Below are 16,198 nucleotides of genomic sequence, written 5' to 3' on the forward strand. Positions count from 1 at the left end.
CACCAGAATATAATCGCTTATGGGCTCAACCCATCAACTGGTCGTGGACGCGTCGCAATTTGCACGATTGGGCAGCAAAGAAATCATCAGCACTATGTTGAATTACTTATCGAACATTCCACTAGGAAGCATCCAGATAAACTTGTCAATTCCCATATCCAAATACGGCTCCTACAATTGTTTTTGCAGGGTTTTGAGCAGGGTGGTTTTACCCGAAGAGGATGTGCCGTTCAGAAAAATGATCGTGGACATTATGGCAGGGTTTGATTATTCATGCGGCGCTTTGTAAATAAAAGCGAGAGCCTTTCGACTCTCGCTTTTTGTTAATAATCAAGGATTATTTTTTTGCTGCAGATTTCTTTGTTGCAGTCTTCTTTGCTTTTTTCTCGTCAGCGGGTTTGTCACTTGGCGTGAATGAAGCGAGGCGCTTCATTAAGCGACCCTTACGGCGCGCAGCGTTGTTGGGGTGGATCACGCCTCTTTCAGCGGCCTTGTCGAGCATGCTGATGGCTTTGAGGACAGCTTCCTTTGTTTCAGGTGCGCCGGCATCGAAAGCGGTGCGTGCCTGGTTGACTGCTGTGCGAGCAGCGCCGCGCATGGTACGGTTGCGCAGGCGGCGTTTTTCATTTTGACGATTACGTTTAATTTGAGACTGAATGTTAGCCAAGGTTTTTCTCCAAAAATTACTTACTTTTCTTTATGACAGCGCTGTATTTTACATGAGGGGCGAGTATTTGTCCAGTAAATTCATCAGTCTGCAGGTTTTTTCACCTGCGGACTGATATTGATCAAAAGTCTATTTTTAGTTGATTGGCGTGAATGTGACCGTGGGAAGCACAGTTCCTGGCCCTGGGGTAATAGGTGTACTTGTGGGCGGCCTCGTTGCGGTGGGGGTAACCATATTGACCGGGATGATCAGCAGATCGCCCACGGCAATGGCATTCGGATCTGTGATGCTGTTCTCTTTGATGATGTCGTCAATTGTGCTGTTGAACAAAGCTGCAATACTGCCAAGAGAGTCACCAGCTTTAACGAAATATTCCACCTTAGTACCTCGCGGCAGATCTGGTGGGATGGGCGTTGGAGTAGGCAGTTCCATGCCTGGGTTCGGCAACAGGATCACCTGGCCTGGGTTGACGATACCTGTTGTTGGGTCAATACCAATTGAAAAACCTGTGGTTGCATCCACGCTATACGGGTTTAGGAGAAAGATGAGAGCAATACCATCATCTCCAAGGTTGAATTTTTCAACAATCAGGGCCAGATAATCTCCCTCTTGCACGGTGTAGTTGAATGGCGTTGAAAAAGTTGCAGTGGCGGTAATTGTAAGGGTAGGCGTAATTGTTGGCGTTTCTGTGGGAGTGGATGTGTTGGTCGGTGTGAAGGTTGTGGTCGGCGTGGGGGTTTCTGTGGCGAAGAGTGTACTAAGTGGCTTGCTCGGCCCCGCCAGCCAGAAGATCAGCAAAGCGATACCGCCCAGTATAAAAACGCCAGCCAGGATAGTAATAAGGTTAGGGGCAAAGCGTCTTTTGCGTTTGCGATACGGGCTTAACATGCCAGATGGTGATGACGAAAGGGGGGGTCTATTATTCATGAATCGTTTCCTTTTTACATTGCGCTTTTACAGGCGGTTTCCCATCCAACGCAATATAAAATAATTCTACCTGAAAAAAGAAAACACGTACACAAGAAAACAGGTAGACAAGTGCAAAATTTTGAAACAGCTTGTCTACCTGTGTGCGTGTTTACCAGTCTTCCTATCTCATATGTGCTTTCAAATATTTACCCGTGAATGACTCCTTCACCTTCATGACCTGCTCGGGTGTGCCTTCTGTGATCAATTCTCCGCCTCTGTCGCCGCCTTCGGGGCCGAGGTCGATAAGCCAGTCTGCTATTTTGATGATGTCGAGGTTATGCTCGATGATCAAAACCGAGTTACCTGTGTCCACCAATCTCTGCAGGACTTCGATCAACTTGTGCACGTCGGCTGCATGTAAACCAACGGATGGTTCATCCAATACGTACAGTGTGCGCCCTGTGGCGCGGCGGGATAACTCCTTCGAGAGTTTTACACGCTGGGCTTCACCGCCAGATAAGGTTGTCGCCGCCTGGCCAATTCGCACATAGCCAAGCCCCACTTCCTGCAACAACTTTAATTTATTTTGCATTTGCGGGTAGTTCTGGAACTCGGTCAGCGCGTGGTCAACGGTCATATCCAAAATATCGGAGATCGAATATTTATCACGGAACATCACTTGCAATGTCTCGCGATTAAATCTTTTCCCATGGCATACATCACAGGGTACATATACATCGGGCAGGAATTGCATTTCAATTCTCAGCTCGCCTTGTCCCTGACAAGCTTCGCAGCGCCCGCCATGCACATTGAACGAGAATCGTCCTGGCTTGTAGCCGCGTACTTTGCTTTCAGGCAGCTCGGCATATAACTTTCTGATTTCATCGAACAAGCCCGTGTACGTCCCCGGGTTCGAGCGCGGCGTACGGCCAATGGGAGATTGATCGATGTTGATGATCTTATCAAGATGTTCAATGCCTTCAATGCGTTCGTGTTCGCCCGCCTGCGCACGCGCGCCCATCAACTTTGCCGCGAGCGCGTTGTATAAAATGTCACTCATCAAAGTGGATTTGCCAGAGCCAGAAACACCTGTAATACAGATCAATTTTCCAAGCGGGATCGAGACATTGATGCCTTTCAAATTGTTCGCTTTTGCATTAATGATGTTTAGCGATTTGCCATTTCCTTCACGCCTCTTCTTCGGGACCCCGATCTGCTTGCGCCCCGAAAGGTACGCTCCCGTCAATGACTTTGGGTGCGCCAAAATCTGCTTGGGTGTGCCCTCAGCGATAACTTGTCCCCCATGTTCGCCTGCGGCTGGACCGAGGTCGATCACCCAATCTGCCTCGCGGATGGTTTCGTCATCGTGCTCAACCACCAATACAGTATTGCCGAGATCGCGCAATCCTTTCAAAGTTTCCAACAATCTCGCATTATCACGCGGATGCAAACCAATCGAGGGCTCATCCAAAACATAAAGCACACCTACCAGGCGCGAGCCAACCTGCGTTGCAAGCCTGATGCGCTGTGCCTCTCCGCCAGAAAGCGTAACGGCTGAGCGGTTCAAAGTTAAATAATCCAAACCGACATTCACAAGGAACGTAAGCCTCTCGCTGATTTCCTTGATCACTCTCTCAGCGATTGTCTTCTGCTTTGAAGTGAGCGGAGAATTCTTGCCCGCGATCTTTTTTACCCACTCCAACGTTTTCAGGACGGGCCATGAGTTTGCTTCCACAATGTTGACATCATCCACAGTGACAGCCAGTGCGGCGGGGTTGAGTCTCTTGCCTCCACAGCTTGGGCAGGGGCGGTCCGACATGAACTCGGAAATCTTTTCGCGAATATATTCCGAGTTCGTTTCACGGTAGCGGCGTTCCATATTTGTGATCACACCTTCAAAAGCACGCGTAAATTTGAACTCGTTCCCGTTTGCGCCGTGATAAGTCATTTGGATTTGCTTATCACCAGTGCCATACAAAACAATTTTTAATTGCTCTTTGGTTAATTCCTTTACAGGTTTATCTAAATCTATCTTGAATGCCTTCGAGGCATTGATAAGACTCTGCCAGTAATAGCCGCCTTCGACCTTCGGTCCACTCCACTCCATGCTGACGATGGCCCCATCGTTCAGAGACAGGCTATCGTCAGGAATGATGCGCTGCGGGTCAATTTCCAGCTTCGAGCCAAGTCCCTGACAATCCGGGCAGGCGCCTTGAGGCGTGTTGAAGGAAAAGGTGCGCGGCTCTACTTCCTGAATACTGACTCCATGTTCGGGGCAGGCGAGGTGTTCTGAAAACTGCAAATCTTCCTTCTTATCGACAAGGTTTACGGTAACGTAACCCTCGCCAAATTTAAGTGCTGTTTCAACAGAGTCGGTTAAACGAGTGCGAGCGGCTTTCTTTTCCTCTTTATCTGCATTCTGAGAAATGACGAGGCGATCTACAACCGCCTCGATTGTGTGTTGTTTGTAGCGATCCAATTCGATATCATCATCCAATGAAGAAACGGTTCCATCTACACGTGTACGGGTGAAACCTGCTTTGCGGATTTCCTCGAAGACAGCCTGATACGTCCCTTTGCGGGCACGCACCAATGGAGAGAGAATCAACACGCGACTGCCATCAGGAAGCTTTTCGATCTTATCCACGATCTCCTGCGCCGATTGCTTGACCACTTCACGTCCGCATACAGGACAATGTGGAATGCCAGCACGTGCAAATAGCAAACGCATGTAATCGTAAATTTCGGTCACCGTGCCAACCGTGGAGCGTGGATTGTGGCTGGTAGATTTCTGGTCAATCGAAACGGCGGGCGAGAGGCCGTCAATGTAATCCACATCGGGCTTGTCCATTTGACCGATGAATTGTCGCGCATACGCAGAGAGTGACTCAACATAACGACGCTGACCCTCAGCAAAGATGGTATCGAACGCCAGGGATGATTTTCCCGAACCTGAAAGCCCCGTGATGACAACAAACTTATCCCGCGGAATTTCAACGGTGATATTTTTCAAATTATGGACGCGCGCGCCCACCACACGAATGACATTAGGTGACATGGATTAGCCTTCATTAAAGAATGGAAAAGCGAAACAATTATAGCACATGTGTTCTGGTTATGGAATATTTTTATTTCGGCGACCTCGGATTATACCAACCCAATTTGTGTATTTCCCCTTTTTGGGGATTAAGAATAGTGCTGATATTTGTGTAATTGCACATGTTATACTCGGTGTAACTTCTCAAATCCGGCGGTGTTTACTTAATCAAATTCCGCCGGTAAGGTTTTTAACTTGGCGGAACTGGAATACAACGAAGAGGAAGTTCTTGCTCTTGCTTCACAGGGTGACCGTGATGCATTCGGTCAACTGTATGAGCGTTATGTGGAACGCATCTTCAATTATGTGTATTACCGCACTGGGAACCTCCACGATGCAGAAGATCTCACCGCACGGGTTTTCCAGCGGGCAATGAATCACATAAAGAACTATACCGATCGCGGCGTTCCATTTTCTGCATGGCTATATCGCATCGCCCACAACCTGGTAGCGAACTGGCATCGCGATAGAAGCCGCAAGCAGGAAATCCCGTTGGATGACCTGCCCATTCTGCCAACAAAGGGTGATCATCCCGAAAAAAACCTGGTACGCTCACAAGAACAGGATGCGCTGTTACGAATGATCCGCAAGTTACCATCCGAAAGACAGAATTTGTTGATCTTGAAATTTGTTGAAAACATGTCTAATGCCGAGATTGGCGCGATCATGAACAGAAGTGAGGGAGCCGTGAAGAGTCTGTATCACCGTACCCTTCTGGCTCTTCGTGATCAGTTGGAAGATCAAAACTTAAACCTTGAAGGAGAGTAATCATGTTGAGAATTGTGACCGACGGCGCGGCTGACATCCTGCCCGAATGGGAAAAGGAATACGGCATCGATACGATCCCTGTCAACATTTTATTTGGGGAAAAATCGTATCTTCAAGGGGTGGAATTGGACAATGAAGGATTCTACAAGCTGGTGGATGAGAGCAAGCGCATCCCAAAAACCTCACAGCCATCTCCTCATCAATTTGTTGAGTTTTATCGCAAGGTGGCCCAAAAAGGCGATACGATCCTCTCCGTTCATATCACCGCCAAGCTTTCCGGTACTTATGCCTCAGCAGTTTCTGCGGCTGAGGAACTGAAGGGTGAATTCAATGTCATTCCCATAGACTCGGCTGTTGGCTCTCTGGGGATTGGTCTCATGTGCCGCGAAGCGCGAAAGATGGAACGTGCCGGTAAGAGTGTGGATGAGATCGTAAAGTATTTGGAAAAAGTTAAACATACTATTAGAGTTATTCTAACGTTGGATACGCTTGAATATGCAAAAATGTCTGGCCGTGTAAAAACATTGCAGGCCGCGCTAGCCTCATTGCTTAATGTAAAACCAATCGCTATCCTGAGAGATGGCGATCTCAGCATGGCTGAACGGGTTCGCACTCGCAAGGCCTCATTAGACCGCATAATCGAAATCGGAAAAGAAGAATTTGGCTCCAAACCCATTTACCTTGGCGTAGTTCATGCCCGTGATATTAAATCAGGCCGTGCCTTGTTGGACGACGCGAAGAGTCACTTCAATTGCAAAGAGACCATGATCAGTGAGCTTTCGATTTCAATTGCGGCCAACCTCGGCCCAGGTACCGTTGGATTAATTCTCTACCCAGTGGAATAAATAACAAGGAATAGAATGGCGAAACGCAGGAAAGATTTGATTCATAACGAGAATTTGGATGCAATCGAAGCGCATCTGGCCGGGACCTTGAAGCCGGTTGCGCCTCCGAAGGAATTTTTCCAGCGCCTGCGAGGACGCATCCAAATGCCTAGCCGAAATGAGATCACTTTGCGCCTGACAGATTGGCGCAGGTTATTCTTTGTATTTGGCGGCGTTATGTCTGGCTTGCTCCTGCTGGTTACGATTGCACGTGCTTTCTATTATCTGGCTGGGCGCAAGAACGGTATGTAGATTTGTTTATCAACATAGACCCTGAAGGTTTTGAAAACCTTCAGGGTCTAGTTTTTTAATAGCCAGTCACATAACAAGCGCGCCTCGGCTATAAGATCTGCCTCGACGGGAAGTTTGAATTCTTCAGTGACGCGCACCGTCAAATGGTCAGCAACCAGCTTCAAGTCGGAGGGAAGAAGCGCATCTTCCTTAAGTAGATTAAGCAGATCGTAAGCGCTTGCGCTTGGGACCCGTGTCCCACGGCGAGTCAGATATTCCCGAATCGCAATACCTGCCGCCCGCCTTGCACAGACCCTCGCCTGCCCCTCATTGTTGCGCGAACGTGCCCTTTCTGCGTTGTCGAATTCATTTTGAATTTGTATTTTCGAGTCCATTTTCTCATTATACTTCGGCGTTATAATGCGTTATCTTAAACAGGAGATAAAAATGAAACCGCGTTTATTTAAAATAATTTCAGTTATGGTTGTGTTGAGTTTGGTTCTCTTGGCCTGCGGCTTTGGGGATGAGCTGCCAACTTTACCCGCCCCCGAAAGTACAGGCCAGGACGACGGGACAAAAATCGTTACTGGAACTGTGGCTTATACCAATGCTTTTTTTACAATGGGCGTGGCCGAGCCGATTATCATTCTTGAAGATCAGGGCGGATTTGTAACTCGTGACCGAAAGTTTTTGATCCCTGTTGAATCCCAGGTGATTGGGCAGATCACTTCGGATTTTTATACTTCGCCTTTCACATATAACCTGACCTTGCCCGCAGAACCAAATGGGACATTGCACGATGTTGACCACGACGGCAACGACGAAACAGGTGTGATGGTTTTCGCGGTTGCATATTGGACCAACACCTGGGGTGATCCATTTCTTGAGCGGCGCGATCAAGGCGGCGGCGGATGGTCTTCGGCTTATGCCTCCACCAAAGTCAGCGACGATAGGGACTCATATCTCGAAGTGTTCGGCGGCAAGTATTTGATTTTTGCTCCGGATGATGCGCAATCATTCCCGTCTGGATTTGGCGAGGATAAAAAGTTATTTACAGATGACGACCCAATCATGGACATCCCTGCGGGCTGGTCTGTGGTCGATTTGGATCAATCTCCCTTTGAGCTTGACCGTTCGGAAAACCCTGAAATTCCATTACTCGAGCCTGAAGGCTCCGCACTGGATGATTTCTCATCGCTATCCTATACCGAAGCATTCGATGCGATGCTTGAGAAATTCAGGAATGAGTATGCTTTTACTGAACTCAAGGGAATTGATTGGGATGCCAGGGCAGACGAATTCCGTCCGCGTTTTGAAGAGGCGGAAAAGAATAAAGACAGCCATGCCTATGTACTTGCATTTCGCGATTTCGTTTGGTCTATCCCAGATACCCATGTTGGGTTTGACAGCAGCCCATTGAATGCTGATTTTCAAGCGGATATTGCCGGCGGCCTGGGTTTTGCCATACGCGAAACGGATGATGGCAAGGTGATCGCCAATTTCATTACCGCTGGCGGCCCCGCGGCTGAGGCTGGTATGGTATGGGGCGCGGAGATCATTTCCATGGACGGTACTCCCATAGCAGATGTTGTGGATGCGGTCGTTCCGTGGTCTTCTCCATTTAGCAACAATGAAATTAAACGCTTGCAGCAATTACGTTATGCAACCCGCTTCAAGCTTGATAAGGGCCAGGTGGAAGTAGTCTTTAAGAACCCTGAAGGCCCCGAGCAAACTGCGGCCTTGAAAGTTTCCAATGAAGTGGATAGCTTCAACGCATCTTCATTCCGTGCAGGCGAAGACCCAACCTCCTTACCGGTTGAATTTAGTATTCTGCCAAGTGGATATGGTTATATGAAGATATCAAGTTTTTCAGATAACGACATGCTTTCCATTCAAGTTTGGGAGCGTGCCATGCGGTACTTTAATGAAAACGAAGTCCCAGGTGTGATCCTTGACTTGCGGAATAATGGCGGTGGCAGCGGCTGGCTGGCAGATCAAATGGCGGCTTACTTCTTTAATGAAGAGACAATAGTCGGCCAAACTGCTTATTATGATGATAGTACAGGCGAATTTTTCATTGACCCGGATTATGAGCAGTTGATGATTCCGCCGCCTGAGAATTTGCAATACAACGGTCAGGTGGTTGTGATGGTCGGCCCCAATTGTGCCAGCGCCTGTGAGTTCTTTTCCTACAATATGACGATCAATGACCGCGCTGTAGTCGTTGGGCAATATCCAAGTGAAGGAGCAGGCGGAAGTGTGGAAGGTTTCCTGATGCCCGAGGGCCTCTATGCTCAAATGACAATTGGGCGTGCTATGGATGCGAGCGGCAATATTCACATTGAGGGAAGCGGTGTGGTACCTGATCTGCGAGTACCTGTTACTTTTGAAACTCTCCAACAGCAGGCCAACGGTGAGGATGTAGTGTTGGCTTTTGCTGAAAAGACAATTGGTCAACCTTTGGGTGCTGGCGTTACCCCTTCCGGCCCCCCACAGATCGCAAGTCCGGCAGCAGCCTCATCCGCTTTATCTTCGGGTGATAGATTCCTTGAGGATGCGGCGCGAGAGGAATATCAGACAAGCGATTATTCTGTGCCAGGTACATTAACCTATACAATACCACTCGCCAAAGATGAAAGCCTGATCTGGATCTATGCCTGGTGCACGTCCACCAAAGAAGTCCTTAACCAGAACTTTGAGAATATTACTTTGAAGTTCACACTTGATGGAGAGGATGTGGCACTGGATCAGCTAAGGCAGGAAGACCTTGAGAATAATGGACAGCAGTGCCGCCTCTTTTACACAGTGTTGAGCAATTGGCCTGGAGGTGAACATCACCTCTCCACAACTGCCACATTTACCGCTCCCATCAATGATGGCACGGCAGATTATGAGGCAGGTGATTACATCCTGGAATATAACGTTTTTGTAAAACCTTAATACACCGTACAGGGTCGGGAAGCATAAAATCTTCCCGACCCTGATTTTTTGGGGTTGTGCTAAATATGTCTGTTTGTGTTTCCCTGAGGGAGCGCTTTTAGCGACCGAAGGGTCTCGGTTGTCGTGGTGGAGACCCTCACCGCACTGCATCCGCAACGCGGTGCATGTGTCGCTTTCGTTCAGGGTGACACACAGTGTTTTTTGGTACAAGTCAGGAAATTGAGTTAATTACAATTGTTCCTTTTATATCTGTAAACCGCAATTCCGCGAATTAACCGTAGAATAATAATCCAATGTATGACGAACTTTATGAACGCATCGAAGGCAAAAACGTCCTGCTGTTGGGGGTGGGTAATCGCTCGCGCGGTGATGACGGGGTCGGGTCATACTTAATCAAAAGGCTTCAGAAAAAGATTAATATCCCCTTGTTGGATGCCGGTGATGTACCCGAGAATTACATTACCCAGATCGAATCATCGGGCGCGAATATGGTGTTGATTGTGGATGCGGCGGATTATGCTGCAAGCCCCGGGGAGATTGCGTTGATCGAGTTCGCGGATATAAAAAAACTTGGGGTATTCACCCATTCAGCAAATTTGGATTTGTTGTTCAAAGTGATTCCGCAAAACAAGCGGCCTGAAATGCTTCTCGTGGCGATCCAGCCTGATGCCGCCTCGACAGGCCGCGGCTTGTCTGAAGCCGTGCGCGATTCACTAGACGGCCTGGAGTTTGTGTTTATCCGCTTGTTCAAAAAATAAAGACGGGTGTAAATGCCCGTCTTTATGTCTTAGTCAATAAACCTGTATTTAATCAAAGCCCATATCGCTTCGAAAGCATCGTGTAATTTGATCTTCTTGCCCTCTGTATAGTCACGTGGATTAAATGTGATCGGCACTTCAAAAATGCGATATTTGCGTTTCAGAATTTTGGCGGTGAATTCGGGCTCGAAATTGAAGCTGTTGGCGTGGATGACCATCCCATCGATCACCTGACGTTTAAAAACCTTATAGCCAGTTTCCATGTCGGTCAGGATGGTGTCATATAGGATATTAGTCATCAAAGTAAGCGATTTGTTGGCAACCATATGCCAGAACATCGTCACACGGTGAGCCCGCCCAAGAAAACGTGAGCCGTAAACCACATCTGCGAGACCTTCCTGGATCGGCTTGATTAATTCAGGGTAATCACGCGGGTCGTACTCCAGGTCGGCGTCCTGTATCAACAGCACGTCACCAATTGCGGCGGACATGCCAGTGCGTACCGCGGCTCCCTTACCCTTGTTGTTTTCATGCAGGATGATCCGCACACCCTTTTTCCCATCCAGTTTTTTTAGAATATCACGGGTGCCATCTTTTGAGCCATCATCAATCACAAGAATTTCGTGGGCAAGTTTTGTGTCTTGCACCCTCTTCAAGATGGTTTCAATACTTTCAACTTCATTGTAAACAGGGATTATGACTGATAGTTTCATAAGGCTGGATTATAAACGAAAAGAAGTATAATCAGTTTATACCTCAATAATTTTCCCGCTTGGGATGGTAACTATTATGACAAGACAAACAGGACAAATGTCTGCACCCGTTGGCGGGTTTTCGCCCCCACAGATCAACAGCCTTGAAGATACAGGTCTTTCACCTCTCTGGTTGCAAGACCTGATCCTTAAAGTGCTCTATTTTCGCGGTTATTTAACAGGGTTCAAGATATCTGAAGAGATCACACTGCCTCTGGCAGGTGTGACAGATCAGTTGCTCACCACATTAAAAGCTGAAAAATTTATCGAAGTGAAGTCATCGCAGGGCGGTTTGGGTGAAGGCGCCTATACCTATGGAATTACCGGCGCTGGCGTTTTGCGTGCCCGCGAGGCAATGGAGCGCAGTCAATATGCTGGCCCTGCCCCAGTGCCATTTGAAGTGTACAACGAAGCCATTCGCCGCCAGAAAAGCGGACGATTAACCGTCACCACGCGCACCATGCGCCAGATCCTTTCGCAGTTGGTTATTTCAGAATCCACATTCCAGAGGCTTGGGCCCGCACTTAACTCGGGCTCCTCCATATTTATGTATGGGCCGCCTGGAAACGGCAAGACCAGCATTGCTCGCGCTTTTGGCAACCTGGTCCTCAGCCAGAACATGTATATTCCATATGCCTTGTCTTTGGATGGGCAGGTCATTAAAGTTTATGATGCTGTCAGCCACACGCTTGCGCCCGATACCGATGCTGGGAATGGAGCATCCACTGGAGGGCTGCGCACCAATACCCGCCGCGACCCGCGTTGGGTGAAAATTCGCAGACCGTTCATTGTTGTCGGCGGTGAATTAACTCTTGAAGGCCTTGATCTTGTCTTTGACGATACGACCAAATTTTATGAAGCGCCATTTCAGGTTAAAGCCAATGGCGGCATTTTGTTGATCGATGACTTTGGTCGTCAGCAGGTTCGTCCACGTGATCTTCTGAACCGCTGGATCGTTCCGCTTGAAAACCGTGTGGACTATTTACGTTTGCACACTGGTCGTAAAGTGGAAGTGCCCTTTGATGTGCTGATTGTTTTTTCCACGAACCTGCCTCCAAAAGATTTAGTGGATGAAGCCTTTTTGCGCCGCTTACGTCACAAGGTTGAGATCGGCGACCCTTCCTTTGAAGAGTATCGTGAAATTTTCAAACGTGTTGCTCAAGACAAACGCATTGAATACAACGATCAGGGTTTGGCTTATCTTTTGCAGGAATGGTATATCAAACGCAACCGCAAATTACGCGCATCACATCCGCGCGATCTATGTGATCAGATCATCGACATCGCCTCCTACCTTGCCGTGCAGCCAGTCATGTCCCGTGAGATGATCGACCATGCCGGCCGGGCCTATTTTGTGGATATTTAGCCGTACTGCGAGATTTATTTCGCAGCAGATATAGTTCGCACAACAACTTCGCTTCATCCTTAACCGACACCTGATTCTGATGCTTGAACATTTTCCCCGCCCCATCATCCTCGCTCATCGCGGCGACCAGGCATACGCGCCAGAGAACACCCTCCCGTCGTTTTCACAAGCCATACAAAAAGGCGCTGACGGTGTGGAACTGGATGCGAAGCTGACCTCCGATGGTCACGTGATTGTCATTCACGATTCTACGGTTGACCGAACCACGAACGGCAGTGGGAAAGTTGCCTCATTTTCGCTTGAAGAAATCCGTAAGCTGGACGCGGGTGCTTGGTTCAATGAGAAATTTAAAGGGACAAAAGTCCCTTTACTTGAAGAAGTATTTGAAACCGTAGGGAAGGACAAATTGATCAACATTGAGTTGACCAATTACTCTACTCCGCGTGATGGCCTCACACAAAAAGTATGCGAGCTGGTCAAAAAGCATAACAATCAAAGCCAGATCATCTTCTCATCATTTTTTGCTTCCAATCTAAAGATTGCTGCACAAATATTGCCTGAAGTTCCGCGCGGCTTGCTCGCAATGCCAGGTCTGATCGGTTTGTGGGCGCGTTCCTTCGGATTTATGTTTGGTGATTATCAAGCTCTCCACCCTCACATCTCCAGCACCAGCAAAGAGCAGATGCAGCGTGCACATCGCCTCAAACGCCGTGTACATGTGTGGACAGCCAACACGCCCGAGGATGTGACTCGACTCAAGGAGTGGGGCGCCGACGGCATCTTTACGGATGACCCAGAGACTGCATTGCGGGCCCTTGGAAGAGGCAAATGAATCTGTCCGAATGCCGGGAGCAGGCTTGGGCGGGGAGCGAAGCGAATATCTGCATGGCGCCGTTCATTGAGCGGCGTCAGTTTATCTAAAAAGTGAACCTGTCCCGCACGCTTCGTTAAAGCATTCGTAGCGGCGTGCGAGATTATGATATAAGAGAAATCCATGCGCTTGATCCGTATACTCTTTTTGGTTATCTTCGTTGCCACGCTCCTGCCAATGTCGGCGCAGGCGCGAACTTCTGGGACTCCTGCCGCCGTTCAGTTCATTTTGGATTCAATGACCCCGGAGGAACGGGTTGGGCAATTGTTCCTCGTATCTTTTAACGGAACAGATACCGGCGCGGAATCACAGATCCAGGACCTGATCGTTCGCTATCATGTGGGGGGCGTGGTGCTGCAAGCTGGAAATGATAATTTCTCAGATACGAATACTGTTATTCAAACTCATGCGCTGATTAATGATTTGCAAAGATTGGAATGGGATGCCACTGTAAACCCGAATACAAGCTCTGAGGCGGAACAAGGCCCCAGGCCGGCTTATGTGCCGCTGTTTGTTGGGATAACCCAGGAAGGCGATAGTTACCCGACAGATCAGATCCTGAATGGGCTGACCCCATTGCCGAGCAATATGGCAGTTGGAGCAACCTGGAATACAGAACTTGCTGAAAGGGTGGGGCAAGTGCGCGGCAATGAACTTACTGCACTTGGATTTAATTTGTTCATTGGCCCTTCCCTGGATGTTTTGGAAAACCCATCAAGCTCTGGCGGCGACCTGGGTGCGCGCGTCTTTGGCGGCGACCCGTTTTGGGTGGGCGAAATGGGACGCGCCTATATTGCTGGCTTGCATGAAGGCAGCAGCGATCAATTGCTGGTGATTGCGAAACATTTTCCCGGCGTAGGCGGCGCTGACCGATTACCTGAAGATGAAGTTTCCACAGTTCGAAAGTCGCTTGAGCAATTGAAACAGATCGAGTTGGCCCCGTTTTTTGCAGTGACAGGAAATTCCACCTCCCCGGAAACAACGGTGGACGGCCTGCTCGTTTCACATATCCGATATCAGGGCTTTCAGGGAAATATCCGCGCAACCACACGTCCGATAAGTTTTGACTCGCAGGCCTTGAATCAAATTTTGGCGCTGCCCCAGTTTTCCACCTGGTATTCTGAAGGCGGGCTATTGGTTAGTGATAACCTCGGAACAAGCGCGGTGAGCGATTTCTATACTTCAGGGGGCAGTCAGTTCTTTGCGCGTGTCGCTGCGCGTGATGCATTCCTGGCGGGCAATGACCTTTTGTATCTTGGCAATATTAAATCGGATGATGCTCCAGATACCTATACCACCATAGCCCGCATGTTGGAGTTCTTCGCGCAAAAGTATCGTGAAGATTCAGCTTTCGCCCAGCGCGTGGATGAATCCGTTGCACGCATCCTGGCTGCAAAAATGGGTTTGTATGGCGATTTCACTCTCGTCAATGTAACCATGTCAGATACGCAACTAGCCGAGCTAGGCACAGCAACCGACGTCACCTTTGCTGTGGCACGCACTTCCGCAACATTGATCAGCCCGGCCCTGCAAGACCTTACTTCCATCATGCCGCTCCCGCCTCAGCCTGATGAACGGCTGGTCTTTATTACAAATTCCAGATCCATAAAACAATGCACCGCTTGTACTCCACAATCCTTGTTGCCGGTGGATGCATTGGAGAATGCCGTCTTGCAATTGTACGGCCCGCAAAGCGGAAATCAAATTGAGGATTTTAGGATTGCATCCTATTCATTTGAGAATTTACTGGCTCTGCTGGATACCCCGGATGAGAATCAATTCATGGATGAAGCCATCGGCGTTGCAGATTGGGTTGTGATATCCCTTGCCGAAGCCTCGCAGGGCCAGCCTGCGCTTATCAGCCGCTTTTTGCGTGAGCGCCCGGACCTTGTGCGCGATAAGCATGTGATCCTCTTTTCTTTTGGTGCGCCTTATTATTTTGATACAACCACCATATCAAAATTCACTGCTTATTATTCGCTTTACAGCAAGCAGCCCCAATTCATCGATATCGCCGCCCGCCTGCTGTTTCAGGAATTGGCACCTGTTGGTGCTTCACCGATATCCATCCCTGCTGTTGGATATGACTTGATCTCTGTCATGGCCCCGGACCCGGCGCAGATCATTCCGCTCTTTCTGGACCTGCCGCCTGCTCCTGTTACCCCTGGCTCTGCTATTACGCCCGAGCCGACTCCGATCCCGCTCTTCCGAATTGGTGACACGATAGCCATCCGCACCGGCGTTATCAAAGATAGTAATGGACATCTCGTGCCCGATGGAACCGTAGTCCAATTCTCTATGATGTTGACTGGGGAAGGCGGCGGTATTCTGCAGCAAGTTGAATCCACCACCACACTGGGTGTGGCGCGCGCATCCTTCGGATTGGATAAGCCCGGCCTACTGGAGATCCGTGTTTCGAGTGAACCTGCCATCATCTCTGAAGTTCTGCAACTGGATGTTTCGCAATCTGGTGCTGTGGCCATTACAGTGGTTGTACCAGAACTGACACAATCCATCGAGCCGACTCCTGATGCCCCGGTTGTTGAAGAAGAGGATGGCTATGTTTCATCGGATGGTTATCCGCGAGTTTCCGCCTGGTTCATTGCCATGCTGCTCGTCTTGTTTAGCGCGGGCATCTCTTACGGCATTGTCATTCGTGTCACGAATCGCCGCTCAGCATTGCGCTGGGCATTGGGTATCTTGTTGGGCGGATTGCTCGCTTATAACTTCCTGGCCTTCGGGCTGTTTGGAGTAACCAACTGGCTGATCAACGCAGGCCTCTCAGGTATTATTGCCTTTATATTTCTGGGAGAGTTACTTGGCTTTGTAGGCGGCTGGCTATGGGCGCGGCGCAGATAAGTAATATGTTCGTCCAGTCATTAACTCACAATACACAGTGTCATGTTGAGCGGAGCGAAACATCCCGTATTTCAGAAGCAGAGACCCTTCGCTCCG

Annotated in this window: 14 protein-coding genes; 9 read left to right on the plus strand and 5 right to left on the minus strand. The window is 49.0% G+C overall.

Annotated elements, in window-relative coordinates:
* Positions 1-267 (plus strand): hypothetical protein (locus AC14M5_RS07555; protein WP_484029037.1); only part of this gene is annotated, 267 nt, incomplete at its 5' end.
* Positions 268-337: 70 nt separating this feature from the next.
* Here AC14M5_RS07555 and rpsT read toward each other — a convergent pair.
* The 3 genes from rpsT to uvrA form a co-directional block, all read right to left on the minus strand.
* Entirely contained in the window at positions 338-667 is a 330-nt protein-coding gene (gene rpsT, locus AC14M5_RS07560; protein ID WP_484029038.1) for a 30S ribosomal protein S20, read from the minus strand.
* A 135-nt stretch (positions 668-802) separates the two neighbouring features.
* Entirely contained in the window at positions 803-1,594 is a 792-nt protein-coding gene (locus AC14M5_RS07565) for a LysM peptidoglycan-binding domain-containing protein (RefSeq protein WP_484029039.1), read from the minus strand.
* Positions 1,595-1,757: 163 nt separating this feature from the next.
* Positions 1,758-4,634 carry an excinuclease ABC subunit UvrA gene (gene uvrA, locus AC14M5_RS07570; RefSeq protein ID WP_484029040.1) on the minus strand — a complete coding sequence of 959 codons (2,877 nt, stop codon included), beginning with the start codon at positions 4,632-4,634 and terminating at the stop codon, positions 1,758-1,760.
* A gap of 234 nt (positions 4,635-4,868) precedes the next feature.
* On the opposite strand from uvrA, the gene AC14M5_RS07575 reads away from it, so the two are divergent.
* From AC14M5_RS07575 to AC14M5_RS07585, 3 genes are read left to right on the plus strand one after another with little or no spacing between them, the layout of a single operon-like run.
* Positions 4,869-5,441, plus strand: coding sequence for an RNA polymerase sigma factor (locus AC14M5_RS07575; protein WP_484029041.1), 573 nt, complete (start codon positions 4,869-4,871; stop codon positions 5,439-5,441).
* A 2-nt stretch (positions 5,442-5,443) separates the two neighbouring features.
* On the plus strand, positions 5,444-6,286 hold the full coding sequence (locus AC14M5_RS07580; RefSeq protein WP_484029042.1) for a DegV family protein: 843 nt from the start codon (positions 5,444-5,446) through the stop codon (positions 6,284-6,286).
* Positions 6,287-6,301: 15 nt separating this feature from the next.
* Positions 6,302-6,577, plus strand: coding sequence for a hypothetical protein (locus AC14M5_RS07585; RefSeq protein WP_484029043.1), 276 nt, complete (start codon positions 6,302-6,304; stop codon positions 6,575-6,577).
* 47 nt (positions 6,578-6,624) lie between these two features.
* On the opposite strand, the gene AC14M5_RS07590 is transcribed toward AC14M5_RS07585, so the two are convergent.
* Complete coding sequence (locus tag AC14M5_RS07590) at positions 6,625-6,951, minus strand: hypothetical protein (protein ID WP_484029044.1); 327 nt, start codon at positions 6,949-6,951, stop codon at positions 6,625-6,627.
* A gap of 52 nt (positions 6,952-7,003) precedes the next feature.
* Between AC14M5_RS07590 and AC14M5_RS07595 the strand changes: the two genes are divergently transcribed.
* Together AC14M5_RS07595 and AC14M5_RS07600 are read left to right on the plus strand one after the other, a co-directional pair.
* Positions 7,004-9,496 carry a S41 family peptidase gene (locus tag AC14M5_RS07595; protein WP_484029045.1) on the plus strand — a complete coding sequence of 831 codons (2,493 nt, stop codon included), beginning with the start codon at positions 7,004-7,006 and terminating at the stop codon, positions 9,494-9,496.
* Positions 9,497-9,789: 293 nt separating this feature from the next.
* Positions 9,790-10,254, plus strand: coding sequence for a hydrogenase maturation protease (locus AC14M5_RS07600; protein WP_484029046.1), 465 nt, complete (start codon positions 9,790-9,792; stop codon positions 10,252-10,254).
* 29 nt (positions 10,255-10,283) lie between these two features.
* On the opposite strand, the gene AC14M5_RS07605 is transcribed toward AC14M5_RS07600, so the two are convergent.
* Positions 10,284-10,967, minus strand: coding sequence for a glycosyltransferase family 2 protein (locus tag AC14M5_RS07605; RefSeq protein WP_484029047.1), 684 nt, complete (start codon positions 10,965-10,967; stop codon positions 10,284-10,286).
* 76 nt (positions 10,968-11,043) lie between these two features.
* On the opposite strand from AC14M5_RS07605, the gene AC14M5_RS07610 reads away from it, so the two are divergent.
* The 3 genes from AC14M5_RS07610 to AC14M5_RS07620 all read left to right on the plus strand — a co-directional run bounded on the left by AC14M5_RS07610 (position 11,044) and on the right by AC14M5_RS07620 (position 16,102).
* A complete protein-coding gene (locus AC14M5_RS07610) occupies positions 11,044-12,372 on the plus strand; it encodes an ATP-binding protein (protein WP_484029048.1) in 1,329 nt (442 codons plus the stop codon).
* Between the two features lie 79 nt (positions 12,373-12,451).
* Positions 12,452-13,204, plus strand: coding sequence for a glycerophosphodiester phosphodiesterase (locus AC14M5_RS07615; RefSeq protein ID WP_484029049.1), 753 nt, complete (start codon positions 12,452-12,454; stop codon positions 13,202-13,204).
* 162 nt (positions 13,205-13,366) lie between these two features.
* Positions 13,367-16,102: a glycoside hydrolase family 3 N-terminal domain-containing protein gene (locus AC14M5_RS07620; protein ID WP_484029050.1), complete on the plus strand. Its 2,736-nt coding sequence runs from the start codon at positions 13,367-13,369 to the stop codon at positions 16,100-16,102.
* Positions 16,103-16,198 lie beyond the last annotated feature (96 nt).

The organism is Candidatus Villigracilis sp. (assembly GCF_057083605.1).